This window comes from Streptomyces sp. NPDC017225 (genome assembly GCF_044331465.1).
GTDB lineage: Bacteria > Actinomycetota > Actinomycetes > Streptomycetales > Streptomycetaceae > Streptomyces.
Genome location: NZ_JBIRNE010000001.1, coordinates 116,931 through 134,439, shown reverse-complemented (window position 1 = coordinate 134,439; position 17,509 = coordinate 116,931). Strand labels below are relative to the sequence as shown.

Annotated in this window: 13 protein-coding genes; 6 read left to right on the top strand and 7 right to left on the bottom strand. The window is 71.5% G+C overall.

All coding sequences use genetic code 11. The annotated features are described in order from the left end of the window. Window positions 1-12 precede the first annotated feature (12 nt). Window positions 13-1,026: a LysR family transcriptional regulator gene (locus ACH4NX_RS00525; RefSeq protein ID WP_351401096.1), complete on the bottom strand. Its 1,014-nt coding sequence runs from the start codon at window positions 1,024-1,026 to the stop codon at window positions 13-15. 335 nt (window positions 1,027-1,361) lie between these two features. Between ACH4NX_RS00525 and ACH4NX_RS00520 the strand changes: the two genes are divergently transcribed. The 4 genes from ACH4NX_RS00520 (at window position 1,362) to ACH4NX_RS00505 (ending at window position 7,284) form a co-directional block, all read left to right on the top strand. Then, window positions 1,362-1,892, top strand: coding sequence for an ATP-binding protein (locus tag ACH4NX_RS00520; protein ID WP_351401094.1), 531 nt, complete (start codon window positions 1,362-1,364; stop codon window positions 1,890-1,892). Between the two features lie 70 nt (window positions 1,893-1,962). After that, window positions 1,963-3,408, top strand: coding sequence for an aminopeptidase P family protein (locus ACH4NX_RS00515; RefSeq protein WP_398127229.1), 1,446 nt, complete (start codon window positions 1,963-1,965; stop codon window positions 3,406-3,408). 106 nt (window positions 3,409-3,514) lie between these two features. After that, complete coding sequence (locus ACH4NX_RS00510; protein WP_398127228.1) at window positions 3,515-4,258, top strand: GntR family transcriptional regulator; 744 nt, start codon at window positions 3,515-3,517, stop codon at window positions 4,256-4,258. 434 nt (window positions 4,259-4,692) lie between these two features. After that, entirely contained in the window at window positions 4,693-7,284 is a 2,592-nt protein-coding gene (locus tag ACH4NX_RS00505; RefSeq protein ID WP_398127227.1) for a collagenase, read from the top strand. A gap of 43 nt (window positions 7,285-7,327) precedes the next feature. Here ACH4NX_RS00505 and ACH4NX_RS00500 read toward each other — a convergent pair whose 3' ends face one another. The 5 genes from ACH4NX_RS00500 to ACH4NX_RS00480 all read right to left on the bottom strand — a co-directional run bounded on the left by ACH4NX_RS00500 (window position 7,328) and on the right by ACH4NX_RS00480 (window position 12,202). Further along, window positions 7,328-8,329 carry a proline racemase family protein gene (locus ACH4NX_RS00500; RefSeq protein ID WP_351401085.1) on the bottom strand — a complete coding sequence of 334 codons (1,002 nt, stop codon included), beginning with the start codon at window positions 8,327-8,329 and terminating at the stop codon, window positions 7,328-7,330. Between the two features lie 2 nt (window positions 8,330-8,331). Further along, window positions 8,332-9,228, bottom strand: coding sequence for a dihydrodipicolinate synthase family protein (locus ACH4NX_RS00495; RefSeq protein WP_351401083.1), 897 nt, complete (start codon window positions 9,226-9,228; stop codon window positions 8,332-8,334). 100 nt (window positions 9,229-9,328) lie between these two features. Next, complete coding sequence (locus ACH4NX_RS00490; protein ID WP_398127226.1) at window positions 9,329-10,792, bottom strand: NAD(P)/FAD-dependent oxidoreductase; 1,464 nt, start codon at window positions 10,790-10,792, stop codon at window positions 9,329-9,331. Beyond that, a complete protein-coding gene (locus ACH4NX_RS00485; RefSeq protein WP_351398732.1) occupies window positions 10,776-11,039 on the bottom strand; it encodes a (2Fe-2S)-binding protein in 264 nt (87 codons plus the stop codon). Before ACH4NX_RS00485 ends, ACH4NX_RS00490 begins: the two co-directional genes overlap by 17 nt. Beyond that, window positions 11,036-12,202 carry an FAD-dependent oxidoreductase gene (locus tag ACH4NX_RS00480; protein WP_351398730.1) on the bottom strand — a complete coding sequence of 389 codons (1,167 nt, stop codon included), beginning with the start codon at window positions 12,200-12,202 and terminating at the stop codon, window positions 11,036-11,038. The genes ACH4NX_RS00485 and ACH4NX_RS00480 overlap by 4 nt, the downstream gene beginning before the upstream one ends. A gap of 411 nt (window positions 12,203-12,613) precedes the next feature. Between ACH4NX_RS00480 and ACH4NX_RS00475 the strand changes: the two genes are divergently transcribed. After that, the gene (locus tag ACH4NX_RS00475) at window positions 12,614-13,957 is read left to right on the top strand and encodes an MFS transporter (RefSeq protein WP_398127497.1); all 1,344 of its coding nucleotides are present in this window, start codon (window positions 12,614-12,616) and stop codon (window positions 13,955-13,957) included. A 121-nt stretch (window positions 13,958-14,078) separates the two neighbouring features. Here ACH4NX_RS00475 and ACH4NX_RS00470 read toward each other — a convergent pair whose 3' ends face one another. Continuing rightward, window positions 14,079-15,800, bottom strand: a complete 1,722-nt coding sequence (locus ACH4NX_RS00470; protein ID WP_398127225.1) for a carbohydrate-binding module family 20 domain-containing protein — start codon at window positions 15,798-15,800, stop codon at window positions 14,079-14,081. A 561-nt stretch (window positions 15,801-16,361) separates the two neighbouring features. Between ACH4NX_RS00470 and dgoD the strand changes: the two genes are divergently transcribed. Then, on the top strand, window positions 16,362-17,507 hold the full coding sequence (gene dgoD / locus ACH4NX_RS00465; RefSeq protein ID WP_398127224.1) for a galactonate dehydratase: 1,146 nt from the start codon (window positions 16,362-16,364) through the stop codon (window positions 17,505-17,507). Window positions 17,508-17,509: the final 2 nt, after the last annotated feature.

Sequence of the window (17,509 nt, the reverse complement as noted above, 5' to 3'; positions counted from 1 at the left end):
ATCCCTCCGCGTTCATCCCTTCGGGTCTACCGAGTCGTGCCTCTCCTGTCCGACGGCGTGGCGCGGGGACGGCGGACGGCCGCTGTAGGCCCGGGCCACCCAGCTCTGCAGGTGCGGGGCCTGCGCCAGGAGGTTCCGGTAGACGCGGACGGCGTGGTGGTGCAGCGCCTCGGCCACCGCCGGCTCGACGGCCTCCTGGCGCCAGACGAGCAGATGGCGCTGCCAGAGGGGGTCCCCGGCCAGCGGTTTGACCAGGACTCCGTCGATGGGGCGGATGGTCGGCTGCACCACGGCCACCCCGAGACCCATGGCGATCATCGCCTGCAGTTGTTCGAGGATGTGGAACTCGTGCGTGCTCGCGGGGGCGAAGCCCGCGGCGTCGCACGCGTCGTAGAAGGCGGCGGGCCACCCCACTCCGTCGTCGGAGGAGACGAACCAGGTGTCCTCGGACAGGTCCTCCAGCGGGACTTCCACGCGGTGTGCCAGGGGGTGGCCGGAGTGCACGGCCACGAAGACCGGAACGGTGTTGATGGCGCGGTGCGCCAAGGAGTCGGAGTGCCGTAGGGGCAGGCCGGGATAGTCCATGCCGAGTGCCGCGTCGAGTTCACCGGCCTCCAGGAGCCTGAGGAGCTCGCCGGTGGCGTACACGCCGCAGACGGAGACCGTGAGGTCCGGGCACCCTTCGCGCAGGTTGCCCAGCAGGTCGGGCAGTACGGGGGTGTTGGTGACTCCCAGCCGCAGGGTGCGGCCTCCGGCTCCCGGCGAACCGTTGCCGTGCCGCCGGCCGAGCGCCTCGGCCCGGGACAGCACGTCCCGGGCCTGGCTGACGACCTCGACGCCGTACGCGGTCAGTTCCACGCCCGTGTTGCTGCGTACGAAGAGCCCTTCGCCGAGCAGTCGCTCGATGCGGCGCAGCTGGGTACTCAGCGCGGGCTGCGTGAAGCCGAGTACGGCAGCGGCCCGTCCGACACTGCCGGAGTCCGCGATCGCGCACAGGACCCTCAGATGACGCAGCTCAAGTTCCACAGCACACACCTCGACGCTCGGGAAGCCGGACCATTATGCGACGGAAGGACGGGCGGACGGACGGACGGACGGATGCGGCTTCCTCGCCTCCGGGTCCGGGCACTGAGGGCCGGTGTCCCAGGCGCTGTGCGGCGGGCCGGTCGGAGGGCCGGCCTTATGCCTCGTCCGCCCGTTCTCCTATGGCCGGACCCGTTGTCCGAGCGGATCCGGTCGTGGAAATCTCCACCTTGCGCGCTCACTCCCCTGGAGCGCGGACCTCGTCACCGGTCACCGGTCACCGCCCGCCGCGCCCGCCCACGGCGGTTCGGGGACATCATCTTCCGAGGAGACGCGCCATGCCCTCCCCCCAGCTCCGCTTCACCCTCGAGGCAACCGCGGCCGCGGTCCGCGGCGCCCGCCACCGTGTCTTGGCGGCCGTGGTCTCGCTGGGGGTGCCCATGGACGAGGACCTGCTCTTCCGTGTGGAAGTGGTGGCCTCGGAACTGCTCACCAACGGGCTGCGGCACGCCGGCGGACCCCTGACCGTCGAGGTGTCGTGGGAGCCGGGTCTGCTCGTCGTCGCGGTGCTCGACGGCAGCAGGGTACTGCCGGGCCGCCGCGAGGCGGACGGCGACCGTGAAGGGGGCCGTGGTCTGGTCCTCGTCGACGGGCTCTGCCTGCTGCACGGCGCCGAGCGCACCGCCGACGGCAAGCGCTGCTGGGCCGTCGTACCGGTCCCGGCGCCGGCCGGGCGGAGCCCCGAAGCGGTGTTCGAGCGCGGTCGCGACGGCGGTGATCCGGAGCTCTCCGGGCTCTGGTCGATCACTCCCGGCGGAGCCGAACTGCTGATGAGGCTGCTTCCGGCGACGTACGCGCCGGAGCCGTGACGCGCCTCACCCGGACGGTGCCCCGGTGCCGTCGGGCATTCACGTACCCACACATCGAGGTGATTCAGCGATGGAACAGCACAACGGCCCGCCCGGGCCGGACGGTCGCGGCGGCGGGGCCCACGCCCCGGCGCACGATCCCTTCCTCGGCGGATGGGCGGACACGGACACGAGACCGCCGCCGTTGTCGGGGGCGGCGTGGGCGGCCAAGCGGCGCTCGGCCGTGTCCGAGCGGTTCCCCGGCGAGCGGATCGTCGTGCCGTCGGGCGGGCTGAAGGTCCGCAGCAACGACTTCGACCACGCCTTTCGCCCCCACTCGGCGTTCATCCACCTCACCGGTGAGCAGGGCACGCAGGCGGTCCCGGACAGCGTGCTCGTCTTCGAACCGACCGGCAGCGGGCACGCGGTCACACTGTTCACGCGGCCGCGATCGCCACGTCACGGCGGGCCGCACGGCGCGGAGTTCCACAGCGACCGGCGGTACGGCGAGTTCTGGGTGGGACGGCGCCGGACACTGACCGGGACGGCGGACGCCCTCGGCGTCGAGGTCGCCGCCCGCGACGACCTGGAGCGGGCCCTCGCGCACCGTGTCCCGACCCGGGTGGTGCGCGGGCAGGACGCGCTGGTCGACACACTGGTACCGCGCAGCGACCCGGCGGAGGCCGAACTGGCCGGTTTTCTGGCGGAGTTGCGGCTGGTCAAGGACGAGTGGGAGATCGAGCAGCTCCGTGCCGCCGTGGGCAGTACGGTCGCCGGGTTCCACGACGTCGTGGGTGAACTGCCGTACGCCACCCGTCTGGCGCGGGGTGAGCGCTGGATCGAGGGCACCTTCAACCGGCGCGCCCGGCTGGACGGTCACGGCCTGGGTTTCGAGACCATCGCGGCGGCCGGGGCGCACGCCTGCGTTCTGCACTGGATGCGCAACGACGGCCCGGTGCGGGACGGTGACCTGCTGCTGCTCGACGCCGGGGTCGAGGCCGACTCCTTCCACACGGGCGACGTCACCCGGACACTGCCGGTCGGCGGCCGCTTCACCGATGCCCAACGACGCGTGTACGACCTGGTGTTCGCGGCCCAGTCGGCCGGCATCGCCGCGCTGCGGCCCGGCGCCCGGTACCGAGACTTCCACGAGGCCGCGATGCGCGTCATCGCCGAAGGGCTCGACGGCTGGGGTCTGCGACCGCCCGGCGGTACGGCGTCGACCCCCGTGTCCGAGCGGTACCGCCGGTACACGGTGTGCGGCTCGGGCCACATGCTCGGCCTGGACTGCCACGACTGCACCGGCGCCCGCGACGAGACCTACCGGGACGGGACGCTGGAGTCCGGTCATGTCCTCACCGTCGAACCGGGCCTGTACTTCCAGCCCGACGATCTGACGGTGCCCGGGGGACTGCGTGGTATCGGCGTGCGGATCGAGGACGACTTCGTCGTCACGGCCGACGGAGTGGTGTGCCTGTCGTCGGGTCTGCCGCGCGGTGCCGACGAGGTGGAGGAGTGGGTGGCGGCGTCCCGTTGAGCGCGGGAGCGCGTGGAGGTTTCCGGGTCCGAGCCCGGGGCCGAGTCCGGACAACGTGACATTGTATGGTGGGAGGTGATCGGACCGAGGGCTCGGAGGAGCGCGGATGCCTCATCTCACATCACGGACGATCTCGGTCCAGACACACCTGCGCGACCAGGTGGCCGACGCGCTCCGGGCCGCGCTCATCGCCGGTGAACTGCGTCCGGGTGTCGTCTACTCCGCCCCCGCCCTGGCGGCCGAGCTGGGTGTCTCCGCGACTCCGGTCCGGGAGGCCATGCTCGATCTGGCCCGGGAGGGTCTGGTCGAGGCGGTCCGCAACAAGGGGTTCCGCATCACCGAGATGACGGACCAGGACCTCGACGAGTTCACGGAGATCCGTACACTCATCGAGGTTCCCGTCGTGGGCAGGGTCGCCGGGACGGCGTCCGCGGAGCAGTTGGAGGCGCTGCGCCCGCTCGCGCGCGAGATCGTGACGGCGGCCCGGAAGCAGGACATCCTCAAGTACCTGGAAGCCGATCACCGGTTCCATCTCGAACTGCTGTCGCTCGCCGGGAACCAGCACCTCGTCGAGGTGGTGGCCGACCTGCGCAAACGGTCGCGACTGTACGGGCTCGGCCACCTCAACGAGTCCGGGCACCTGGTGGCCTCCGCGCAGGAGCACGTCGAGCTGCTCGACCTGATGGTGGCCGGCCGGGTGCGGGAGGCCGAGGAGTGCATGCGCCGCCACCTCGCGCACATCCGCACCCTGTGGGCGGGCGGATCGGCGGACGGATCGGCCACGGATCCGGTGGACGGTTCGGCCGGCACCCAGGGCGGCGAGCAGTCGCCCAGGGCCGGCACGCGATAGGTCCCGCGCACATCCCCGGGCGACGGACTTGCGCGGCCCGTCCGCGCCCGTCGCACGGCGCCAACCCGACCGTCACCGGCCGCCGGTGACGGTCCCGTCGTATCCGACGGGGCCACAGTCACCTCGCGGCAACCGCGTACCCGGGCAGGCCGGTTCGCGTCCCACGCTCTGACCGGGCGACTCGCCCTTCGCCAGGTTCCCTGCTCCGCACCCGTCCACCAGGCGGCAACCGCTCGTTCGGTCAGACGGCTTCCCCGAGCCATGTCACCTGTGCAATGGTACATGTCACAGGTCAGTCGTGGGCATGCCAAGCAAGCACTCTGCCGGCGTTCCGTTCAGCCGAAGGCGCGGCCCTCTCCCCCGACTTCGAGACCCGTCAGTTCACCCCATCGGTCGCGCCGTCGCGTGACCCGATCCCCTCATGGGAGGCACCAGTGAGAACCACCCTCGTCCGGCGAGGTCTGGGTGCGGTACTGCCCCTGACCCTCGCCTGGGCACTGGGCGCGAGTCTGCTCGCCCACCCGGCCGACGCCCGGACCGGCACCTCCGCGCCTGCCGCGTACGCCTCGTCCCTGGGCGAGCGGCACTCCGGTCCCGCGCCCGCGGCGCGGACCGCCACCGCTGACGGCGCACACGTCGGCGAGGGACGCCTGAAGGCATCCGACATACCCCCGTTGGCGGCGAGCAAGGAGGTGCTCAAGCAGCCCTACGGCAGGGCCGCGACGCCACCGCCCCGGCCCTCCGCGTCGAAGGACGCCGCCACCGACCGCGGCCGGAGCGCGACGAAGTCCGCCGCCTGCGACGCGTCCGACTTCACCAGCCGTACCGGCGGCGAACTGGTGCGGCAGATCAAGGCGTCCACGGCCGACTGCGTCAACACCCTGTTCGGCCTGACCGGCTCCGACGCCCACGGCGCTTTCCGCGAGGCCCAGATGGTCTCCGTCGCGGGCGCGGTGCGCGACGGTTCGGCGTCCTACCCCGGTGACGCCAGTACCGGCATGCCCCAGCTCGTGCTGTACCTGCGGGCCGGTTACTACGTCCAGTACTACGACCCGGACGCCGTCGGCGCCTACGGCGACACCCTGCGGACCGCGATCCGCTCGGGTCTGGACGCGTTCTTCGCCAGCGCCCACTCGCACGACGTCACGGACGCCAACGGCGAGACCCTCGCCGAGGCCGTCACCCTCATCGACAGCGCCGAGGAGAACGCCCGCTACATCCCCGTACTGAAGCGGCTGCTGGCGGACTACGACTCGTCGTGGAACGCCTCCTGGTGGATGCTCAACGCGGTCAACAACGTGTACACGGTCACCTTCCGCGGTCATCAGGTGCCCGCGTTCGTCGCCGCGGTGGAGTCCGACCCCGGCCTGGTCGACGCGCTGTACGGCTTCGCCTCCCGCCACCTCGCGCTGCTCGGGACCGACCAGTCCTACCTCACGTCGAACGCCGGACGTGAACTCGGCCGGTTCCTCCAGCATCCGGCCCTGCTCTCCAAGGTCCGTCCGCTCGCGGCCGGTCTGCTGAACTCGTCCTCGATCAAGGGCACCACCGCCCCGCTCTGGGTCGGCGTCGCCGAGATGACCGACTACTACGACCGGGCCCACTGCGCCTACTACGGCACCTGCGACCTGCCGGGCCAACTGGCGGAGGCCGTACTGCCGGTGACGTACGCCTGCGGCTCCGGCATCACCATCAAGGCGCAGCAGATGACGTCGGCCGAGCTGTCGTCCAGCTGTGGCAGCATGCGCGAGCAGGACGCCTACTTCCACAGCGTCGCCCAGGACAGCGGCCCGGTCGCGGACGACCGCAACGACACCCTCGAGGTCGTCGTCTTCGACTCCGGCACCGACTACCAGACCTACGCCGGCGCCCTGTACGGAATCGACACCAACAACGGCGGGATGTACCTCGAAGGCAACCCGGCGGCAGTCGGCAACCAGCCCCGCTTCATCGCCTACGAGGCCGAGTGGCTGCGTCCGGACTTCCAGATCTGGAACCTGAACCACGAGTACACCCACTACCTCGACGGCCGGTTCGACATGTACGGCGACTTCACCGCCAATGTCAGCACCCCGACCATCTGGTGGATCGAGGGCTTCGCCGAATACGTCTCCTACTCCTACCGCGGTGTCGCCTACGACGAGGCGACGGCCGAGGCGGGCCGCGGCACGTACGCCCTGAGCACCCTGTTCGACACCACCTACAGTCACGACACGACCCGTGTGTACCGCTGGGGCTACCTCGCCGTCCGGTACATGCTGGAGAAGCACCCCGACGACATGCGGACGGTGCTCGGCCACTACCGCTCCGGCGACTGGAACGCCGCACGCACCCACCTGACCCGCACCATCGGAAGCCGCTACGACGCCGACTGGTCGGCGTGGCTGGCCGACTGCGCGGCAGGTGACTGCGGCGGGGGCACCAACCCGCCCGGCAACAAGGTCCCGACCGCGGCGTTCGACGCGACGGTGCAGGGCTTGACGGCCACGTTCGCCGACCGTTCCACCGACTCCGACGGCACCGTCGTCTCCCGGTCGTGGGACTTCGGCGACGGCACCACCTCGACCGCCTCCAGCCCCGCCAAGACGTACGGGACGGCGGGAACGTACAGCGTCCGGCTCACCGTCACCGACGACAGGGGCGCGACCGGCGCGGTCACCGAGTCCGTCACGGTGGGCTCCGACGGCGGCGCCGTGACCGAGTGCGCCGACCGGGACGCCAGGGTCCTGGGCCGCGACTGCCGGCGGAGCGACCGGTCCGCCGGCACGGGTGACAACGACTACCTGTACCTCCATCTGCCGTCCGGTGTGGACCGGTTGACGATCACCACGTCCGGCGGCACCGGTGACGCCGACCTGTACTACGACGGCGCCGGCTGGGCCACGAACACGAGCCACACCGCCCGCGCGACCGGCGGCGGCAACACGCACACGCTGACCGTCACCAGCCCACCGGCCGGCTACAACTACATCACCTTGCACGGGGTGCGGGACTTCTCCGGAGTCACCGTGACCACCCGGTACTGACCGGAACCGCTCCCGTGCGCCGCGCGACGGCGCACGGGAGCACTCAGAGCGTGAAGCCGGCCGGGTACGGGTCCGACGGGTCGAGCAGGTACTGCGCGGTGCCGGTGATCCAGGCGCGTCCGGTGACGGACGGCAGAACGGCCGGCCGGTCCCCGACCGTCGTCTCGCCGAGTAGGCGGCCGGTGAACCGGGAGCCGATGAAGGACTCGTTGACGAAGTCCCGGCCGACCGGCAGCCTGCCGCGGGCGTGCAGCTGCGCCATCCGGGCGCTGGTGCCCGTGCCGCACGGCGACCGGTCGAACCATCCCGGATGGATCGCCATGGCGTGCCGCGAGTGCTCCGCGGTCGATCCGGGGGCTTCCAGATAGACGTGGTGGCAGACGTCGATGGCGGGATTCTCGGGGTGGGTCACCGGGTTTTGCGCGTTGATCGCGTCCATGACGGCCAGGCCGGCGTCGAGCATCCGCTGCTTCTGCGCCCGTTCGAAGGGGATCCCGAGATCCTCCAGCCGGACGAAGGCGTAGAAGTTGCCGCCGTAGGCGATGTCGTAGCGCGCCGGGCCGTAGCCCTCGACGTCGACGACCTGGTCGAGCGCGTGGCAGTACGACGCCACGTTCTCCAGGGTCACCGATTCGGCGTGACCGTCGCGCACCCGGACCCGGGCCGTGACCAGCCCCGCGGGGGTGTCGAGACGGACCAGGGTCTCCGGCTCGACGGCCTCGACCATGCCCGTCTCGACGAGGACCGTCGCGACGCCGATGGTGCCGTGTCCGCACATCGGCAGGCAGCCGGACACCTCGATGTACAGGACTCCGTAGTCCGCGTCCGGACGGGTCGGTGGCTGCAGGATCGCACCGGACATCGACGCGTGTCCGCGCGGTTCGCACATGAGCAGGGTGCGCAGGTGGTCGCGTTCGGCGATGAAGCGCTGCCGCCGTTCGAACATGGTCGCGCCGGGAAGGACACCGACGCCGCCGGTGATGACCCGGGTGGGCATGCCCTCGGTGTGGGAGTCGACGGCGTGGTAGCAGACGCCCGAGCGCATCGTCAGTCGGTCCCGGCGTCGATGAGTGCCTGGGTGTCGGCGCGCACGACGGCCTCGGTCTGAGGGGTGAGCGGCTGCCGGGGCGGGCGGCAGCCGCCGCCGCGCCGGCCGGTCATGTCCTGGCCGAGCTTGATGGCCTGGACGAATTCGGTCCTGCTGTCCCAGCGCAGGATGGGATGGAGCCGGCGGTAGAGCGGCAGGGCCGTCTCCAGGTCGCCGGCGACCGCCGCCTCGTACAGGGCGAGGCAGGCTCGGGGGAAGACCTGCGGATAGCCGGCGACCCAGCCCCTGGCGCCGGCGACGGCGACCTCCAGCACGGTGTCGTCGGTGCCGATCAGGAGGTCGAGGCCGGGCGCCAGCTCGGCGATCTCGTAGCAGCGCCGGACGTCCCCGGAGAACTCCTTGACCCCGACGATGAACCCTTCGGCGTGCAGTTTGGCCAGCAGCTCCGGGCGCAGGTCGACCTTGGTGTCGATGGGGTTGTTGTACGCGGTGACGGGGAGGCCGGCCGAGGCCACCAGCTCGTAGTGCTCCAGGACGGCGCGGTCGTCGGCACGGTAGGCGTTGGGCGGCAGGCACATGACGGCCTGGCAGCCGGCGTCCCTGGCGAACTCGGCGTGCCGCCTGGCCTCGACGCCGCCGTAGGCGCCGACGCCCGGCATGACGGTGAAGCCCTCGGGGGCGCTCGCGACGGCCGTCTCGACGACGCGGTCGCGCTCCTCGTACGTCAGCGTCTGGTACTCCCCCAGCGACCCGTTCGGCGCGACGCCGTGCAGCCCCTGCTCGGCGAGGTGGGCGACGCTGTCCGCGTAGGCGCCGTAGTCGACCTGGAGACCGGTGGTGAACGGCAGACTCGTCGCGACGACGACACCGTGCCAGGGCTTGCGGTTCCCGCTCATGGGCTGCTCCTTCTGGGTTCTCGCTGGTCTGACTGTGTTCTCGCGGGTCCTTGCGTGTTCTTGCTGGTCCGTGCGTGTTCTCACTGGTCCTTGCGTGTTCTCACTGGCGTGCGTCCAGATCCGCCAGCGCGCCGAGGGTGACGGGCGTCGCGATGATCCGTTCCGCGGGTGCGTAGACCCGGTCCGCCGCCGCGAGGCAGTGCACGGCGGGCCCGCAGATCCTGCCCTGGCACCACCCCATGCCGGCCCGGGTCAGCTGTTTGACCTGCCGGTGGTCGTGGGCCCCGCCCTCGGCGCGGGCGGCGCGGACCGCGCCCGCGGTCACCTCCTCGCACCGGCACACGACGGTCTCGTCGGTCAGCCACGCGGGCCATGCGCGGGGAAGGGGGTGGGCGAGGGCCATCGCCCGGGCGAAGGCGCGGTGCCTGGCCACCGTGGCGCGCACCGCGGCCAGGCGCCTGCCGCGCGGTACGGCGGGTGCCGCGCCATCGGCGAGGACCGACGCGGCGGCGAGGCGGCCCTCGGCGAGGGCGAGGGGTGCTCCGCCGACGCCGCAGACCTCGCCGGCCGCGTAGAGGCCGGGGACGGTGGTGCGCTGCCCGTCGTCCACGGTGACGACCGCGTTGCCGTCGGCGGAGTCGGTGAGGGCGCAGCCGAGGGGGGTCAGCAGGTCGAGTTGGGGTGCGAAACCCCAGCCGACGCCCACGGCGTCGACGTCGACGCGTCGCTGCGTGCCGGGGCGCGGGGCGCCGTCGGGGGTGAGCGAGGCGATGCGGACCGAGGTCACCCGGTCGGTTCCCTCGGCGCCGACGATGGCCGTGCGTGGGCGGATCCGTACGCCGTGGCGGGCGAGGGCGGCACCGTAGCGCGCTCCTTCGGCCCACTTGTCGGGGTTGCGCAGCAGCGGGCCGGGGTGCCGCAGCCACGCCATCGGGTGGGCGGCCTCGCACACGGCGACGACCTCGGCTCCGCGGGCGGCGAGGCCTGCGGCGACCGGCAGCAGGAACGGACCGGTGCCGCCGAGTGCCACCCGGCGGCCCGCTGTGACTCCGCCGCCCTTGAGCAGGGCCTGGAGGCCGCCGATGGTGAGCACACCGGGCAGGTCCCAGCCGGGGAAGGGCAGTTGACGGTCGTAGGCCCCCGTCGCCACGAGCAGCCGGGGTGCGCGCAGGGTGACGGCGGACTCCTCGGGGGCCTGGCGCCGGTCGACGGCGTGCACCGTGAAGGCGTCGGCGTCCCGGGTCACGGACCAGACGTGGTGCGCCGGGCGGAGGTCGAGCCGGCCCCGGTCCCGGCCCGTGGACAGTGCCTCGGTCAGGCCGCGGTAGGTGCGCAGCCCGTGATGGAGGTCGCCGGTGGGGACGGCCGCCCGGGCGTGCTCCGGCGGGTGCCGCCAGTACTGGCCGCCGGCGGTGGTGCCCGAGTCGACGAGCACGACGCGCAGTCCGCCGGCCAGGGCGGTGGCCGTCGCGGCCATGCCGGCCGGCCCGGCGCCCACGACGAGAAGGTCCGCCGCTTCACTCGTCGCCGTCTCGCCATTCCCCGCGTCATCCGGTTCGGTCATCGTCGTCCTCCCGGGTCATGACGGTCATGTCCGTGCGTGCCGGTACCAGGCAGGCGCGCTGTCCCGCGGTCCCGTCGATGGTCACGAGGCAGTCGAAGCAGACGCCGATCCCGCAGAAGACACCACGTGGGCGGCCGCCGACGCGAGTGGTGCGCCAGGCGACGCGGCCCGCGGCCACGAGGGCGGCGGCGACGGTCTGTCCTTCGACGAACGGCAGTGGTTCGCCGTCGACGGTGATCCGGCTCACTGGAGGTCACCTCCGGTGGTGAGGAAACGATCGGGCAGGAGTCCGGTGTGCGCCGCCGGATCGGCTCCGCGCCAGGAGCGGCCGAGCAGGTGGGCCGTCACGAGGGCGCCGGTGGCGGGGGCGAGGCCGATGCCCGCGCCCTCGTGACCACAGGCGTGGACGACTCCCGGGGCCCGCGGGTCCGGTCCGACGACCGGCAGGTGGTCCGGGCAGTACGGGCGGAAGCCCCGGTAGGCGCGGATCAGGTGGGTGTCCCGCAGGAAGGGGAAGAGGGCGCACGCCTGTGCGGCGAGCCGGGTGATCACGGCGGGGTTCACGGTGGTGTCGAAACCGACGCGTTCCCGGCTGGCGCCGATGAGGATCGTGCCGCCGCGGGTGCCCTCGACGACGCAGGAGGTCTCCAGTCCGGCGTCACCGGAGGCGACGTTGGCGACGTAGTCGGCCGAGTAGACCTTGTGCCGGACCATCGGTGGCAGCGGTTCGGTGACGAGGACGAAGCCGCGCCGCGGGAGTACCTCGACGGGTGCGCCCAGCAGGCGGCCGACCTCGCCGCCCCAGGTGCCGGCGGCGTTGACGACGGCTTCGGCACTCAGCATCTCACCGGTGGCCGTCCGGACGCCGGTGACCTCGCCGTTTCGGCCGGTGACGGCGCCGACGACCTCTCCCGTGCGGAAGCGGGCCCCGCGCTCCATGGCGGCGCGCAGCAGGGCGGCGGCTGCCAGGACGGGCTGCACCTGGGCGTCCTGGGGGTAGTGGACGCCGCCGGGGATTCCGGGGGCGAGGTGGGGCTCGAGGTCGTGGACGCGGTCGACCGGTTCGACGCGGACGCCGGCCGCGGCCTGTCGGGCGGCGAACTCGCCGAGCGCCGTGAGGGCTTCCGGGGTGCTCGCCACCACCAGGCCGCCCTTGGCCTCCAGTTCGAAGGTCTCCGGTCCGAGTTCCTGGCCGGCCTCGTCCCACAGCGCGCGGCTCAGGCGGGCCAGTTCGAGTTCGGGGCCCGGTTCCTTGTCGGACAGGAGGACGTTGCCCTCCCCCCGGCTCGTCGTGCCGGCGCCGACGGGTCCGCGGTCGACGACCGTGACGTCCAGGCCCGCCGAGGCGGCGTGGAAGGCACACGCGGCGCCGACGACGCCCGCGCCCACGACGACGACCTTCGAAGTCATCGATCCCGCCCCCTCGACGCATTGGGCCTCAGTGCAATGTCACATGACATCGCTCAGGTTATACATCTGTTCGGCCGCGCACAATGACGCCCTCGATCGAGATGACGCCCCCGATCGAGCTGGCCGCCGGACGCGAAAGGACCACCCTGCCGGCGGTTCCCGGTAGCATCGGTGTCATGTCTGCCGCTTCGTGCGCGGCTTGTGCCGCGGTGACGAGGGCGCTCCGCTAGCGGCGGGGCGTTCGTCTCACTCTCGTTGAACGTGTCGTCGCTTCGTGGTCGAACCGGAGCGGCACTTTCGTGCTGCTCGGAACTTCTTCTGAGCAACGGAGCGTTTTCGGTGTCTTCAGGCATCCTCTTCGCGCGCCGGGACGCGTCGTCCCCGGTGCGTGCGTGGCTGGCCCTGTGCTGCATGGCCATGCTGCAGTTCTTCATCGCGGTCGACGTCACCGTGGTCAATGTCGCCCTGCCCTCGATCGGCGCCGACTTCGGCGTCGACGGTCACGCGCTGACCTGGGTCGTGGTCGGGTACACGATCACCGGTGGCGGGCTGCTGATGCTCGGCGGCCGGCTGGGCGACGTACTCGGCAGGCGCCGCGTCCTCCTGCTCGGCACGGCTCTCTTCGGTGCCGCTTCTCTGCTGGCCGGGCTCGCACCCTCCTTCGCCCTGCTGGTGACAGCGAGACTGCTGCAGGGCGTCGGTGAGGCGATCGCGCTTCCCGCCGCGATGGCGGTGATCGTGCTCAGGTTCCCCGAAGGGCCGAGCAGGTCGCGGGCGTTGAGCGTGTGGGCGGCCGTCGCGAGCTGTGGCCTCGTTCTCGGGTTCGTGGTCTCCGGTTTCATCACCGAGCTGCTCGGCTGGCGGTGGATCTTCCTGGTGTCCGTGCCCTTCATCCTGGTGGTGCTCGCGGCGGCGGTCTTCCTCGTGCCGGGCGAACGGCCTTCCGGGTCGGCGGCGTTGGATCTTCCCGGCTCGTTCCTGCTGGTCGCGGCTCCGCTGCTGTTCACCCTCGGGGTCGTCGAGGCGGGCGAGGGGGACGGCACGATGCCGTGGTTGCCTCCGGTGGCGCTGGTGGGCGCGGTAGTGGCCGGGGCCCTGTTCGTCGGGGTCGAGCGGCGTGCACGCGATCCGCTGGTGCCGCCGCGGTTCTTCCGCAACCGTCCACGTGTCCTGGCCAACCTGGCCACCGCTCTGGTGAGCGCGGCGCTGTCGACCTCGTTCCTGCTGTTCACCTACTACCTTCAGGACCGGTTGGGTGCCGGTCCGCTCCGGGCCGGGCTGACCATGCTGCCTTTGGCCGTGTCACTGATCGGGGCCTCCGTGCTGGTCCCGCGGTTGCTCGGACGGTGGGGCGCCCGGGCCTGTGTCCTTTGGGGAATCGGTTTCACCGGGCTGGCGATGGCCGCCATCGCCCTGGTCTCCCACTTCGACGCCACCGGTCCGGCGATGATCCCGGCCATGGTGTTCATCGCCGCCGGGATGGGGTTCGGGATCGTCGGGCTTCAGTACGTCGCGGTGACCGGAGTGACCGAGGACGATGCCGGCATCGCCTCCGGCGTGCAGCGCGCCGCCGACCAACTGGGCGGGGCCACCGGGGTCACGGTCTACGTCGGCCTGGGGTTCGCTCCGGCCATGGGAGGCATCGACCCCTACCTCGCCAGTAGCGTCCTGTCCGTCGTCGGGCTCGCCGTGGCCGGTCTCGTCACCTGGCGGATCTCCATGCCCGCCACGCCGACGGAGGAAGCGCTCGGCTGACCTCGGACAGGTCCGCGCCACGGCCTTGCGAGCGGGTCGGAGCTCGCAAGGCCGTGGCGCGAGGTGGGCCGACCCCGCCAAAGGAGGCGGGGACGGCCACGGGACGGACGCTGAGGCGGGGTCAGTTGCGCCAGGTGTCGTTCAGAGTGATCTTGGTGGACGTGGTGGTCGCGGTGCGGTTGGCGCCGCTCTCCCAGGTCACGTTCCCTGACTCGTCCTTGCGGATGTACTTGTACGCGAAGGACGTGCCTTCGGGGAGTTCCACGTCCAGTTTCCACACCGGGTAGGCGGCCGGGTCGAGCTTGTGGGCGCTGCCCGGGTTCCAGTTGCCCAGTTCGGGCCTGTTGCCGGTCACGTAGATGTTCTGGCCCAGGTTGGTCGTGGCGTTGACGGCGAAGGACACGCCGGAGGTCGCCGGGTCGGGATCGGGGTCGGATCCGCCGCCGCAGGTGCGGGCACCGACATGCAGGGCCACGGCCGTGTTGGCGCCGAGGGTGGCGGTGAACCTGCCGGATCCGTCCACGGTGACGCCCTTGCCGGACTGGACGTCGCAGTAGTCGCCGGCGGGCAGCGACGTCTGGAACGTACGGCTCAGCGAGGAGCCCTCGTGGTTGATGGCGACGTACGCCTTGCTGCCGCGGCCGAAGGCGATCCGGTCGCCGCCGTTGTCCCACCAGTCGGTCACCGACTGGCCGCGAGCGGTGTTGCGGAGGCCGACCATGGAGGAGATCTCGCGCCAGGCGTGCTGGCACTTCCAGCCGTCGCTGTAGCAGGCGTTCACCTGACCGCCGCTCGGCGGGCCCGCGTCGCGGTCGGAGAACTCGTAGCCGGAGTGCACGTCGGGGCTGCCGTACGGCCAGGCCAGCATGAACACGTGGGCGAGCGTGTAGTTGGCACCGTCCTTGTAGCTGAGGGTGTCACCGCCGCGCTCGGTGTCGTGGTTGGCGACGAAGACGTTGGACTTGTCCGAGGCCATGTAGCCCCAGCCCTCGCCGAAGTTCTTCAGGTGGGCGAGGTTCTCGCTGTTGAAGACACGCTTGAGGTCGCGTCCGTAGCGGAACTCCTGTACGTCGCCGCTGCCGAGGTACTCGGACGGGGAGACCGCCTCGCCGGCGCCGTGGATGGCCTCGTGCTTCCAGTACACGTTCGGGTCGCTGAGCCGGGACTTGATGTTGGCCAGGTCGCCCGCGGCCATGTGCTTGGCCGCGTCGATCCGGAAGCCGTCGACGCCCAGGGACAGCAGGCCGTTGAGATAGCCGGCGATCCTGCCCCGTACGTAGTCCTCACCGGTGTCCAGGTCCGCGAGCCCGACCAGCTCGCAGTCCTGGACGTTGAAGCGGTTGCGGTAGTCGTTGATCTCCGAGGTGCAGCTGTCGAAGTCGGGCGCCGAGTAGATGCCCGGATAGTTGTACTTCGTGTACGCCGAGCCGCCGGTCCCGGTGCCGTTGCCGGCCGACATGTGGTTGATGACCGAGTCGGCGATGACCTTCACACCCGCCGCGTGGCACGTGTCGACCATGCTCCTGAACTGCCCGCGGTCCCCGAGGCGGCCCGCGATCCTGTAGCTGACCGGCTGGTACGAGGTCCACCACTGTCCGCCCTGGATGTGTTCCTGTGGCGGGGAGACCTGGACGAAGCCGTAGCCGGCCGGGCCGAGGGTGTCGGTGCACGCCTTGGCGACGGAGTCGAACTTCCACTCGAACATCACCGCGGTGACGTCCTTGTCGCCGGGCGGTGACGCCTGTGCCGGTGCCGCGGTGACGAGGAGGCTGCCGGCCACGCCGGCGGTGAGGGCGAGCGCTGCCGCGGTGCTTCTTCGCGCTCTGCTGGTGCTCCCGTGCATGAGGTCTCCCGTGTGAGGGTGCGGGGTCGCGTCGGGTGCCGACCGACGACTGACTGGGGAGTCGGCACACCCTTGCAATACGTTGCTGCAAGATGACTGCAAGGTGTTGCGGTCGTGACCGTAAGGGCGCCGTTCAACTACCGTCAACCCTTTGGACGAGTCCGGTCGAAGACATGACTTGGCATCAGGCGCGTTGCTCGTCGACGCTGTCGCGCGGGTGACGGAGAGGCGGTGTGCAGCGCGACCCCTTCACGGCGGCGGCACGCACGGGTAGCTTCTCGCCACCGTAATCACTTTCTGCAAATTGCCGTTCATTCTTTCAACGCTGGGCGATCGAGCCGGCCGCGTCCGCGCCACCTGCCCCACTCGGCTCCCGCTGGCCGCCGTGGCGCACGCGGCACCTCCGACGGACCGGCGAGCCCCTCCGCCCGCCCCACCCCCTCCGCCTCCCCCTGACGGGCACCCCCTTGGCGCGGCTCATTAATTCATATTTAATCGGCTGAGCTGGTCGTTGTGCCGGACGTGCCGTCTCATCCCCACCCCCGGGCAGGAGTGTTTCCCTTGAAGATCACCCGCGTCGAGACCTTCGCCGTTCCGCCCCGCTGGCTGCTGTGCCGAGTCGAGACCGACGAGGGCCTCGTCGGCTGGGGCGAGCCGGTCGTCGAGGGACGGGCCGCCACCGTACGCACCGCGGTGCGTGAACTGGCCGAACTCCTCGTCGGACAGGACCCGTCGCGCATCGAGGACCACTGGCAGGTGATGACGAAAGGCTCCTTCTACCGGGGCGGTCCGGTGCTCTCCAGTGCCGTCGCGGGACTGGACCAGGCGCTGTGGGACATCGCGGGCAAGAGGTTCGGCGCCCCGGTCCATGTGCTGCTCGGGGGCCCGGTGCGCGACCGTGTGCGGGCCTACAGCTGGGTGGGCGGCGACGAGCCCGCCGAGGTGTCGGACGCCGTCGCGGCTCAGGTGGAAGCCGGCTTCACGGCGGTCAAGATGAACGCGTGCGGCAGGATGAACCGCCTGGCCACGACGCGTGACATCGACGACATGGTGGGGCGGGCGAGCGCGGCACGAGAGGTGCTGGGGCCCGACAGGGACTTCGCCGTCGACTTCCACGGGCGTTTCACCCTGGCCAACGCGCGCAAGGTGCTGCCGCACCTCGCCCCCTTCAACCCCCTCTTCGCGGAGGAGGCGGTGCTGCCCGAGTACACCCACCTGCTGGGAGACCTGGTGGCCGGTTCGCCGGTGCCCCTCGCCACCGGCGAGCGGCTGTACTCCCGCACCGACGCCCTGCCCGCCCTCCAGGCCGGAGTCGCCGTCCTCCAGCCCGACCTCTCCCACGCGGGCGGCATCTCCGAGGTGCGCCGCATCGCCGCGCTCGCGGAGACCTTCGACGTCCCCGTCGCGCCGCACTGCCCGCTCGGCCCGGTGTCCCTGGCGGCGAGCCTGCAGATCGCCTTCAGCACGCCCAACTTCCTCATCCAGGAACAGAGCATCGGCATCCACTACAACCAGGGTGCCGAAGTCCTCGACTACGTCGTCGACCCCGAGGTGTTCCGTTTCCACGACGGTTGCTTCCCGCGCCCCACCGCACCGGGACTGGGCATCGAGGTCGACGAGAAGGCCGTACGGGCGGCCGACAACAGCGCCCCCGACTGGCGGGGGCCCGTCTGGCGGCACCCGGACGGCTCGTTCGCCGAGTGGTGACG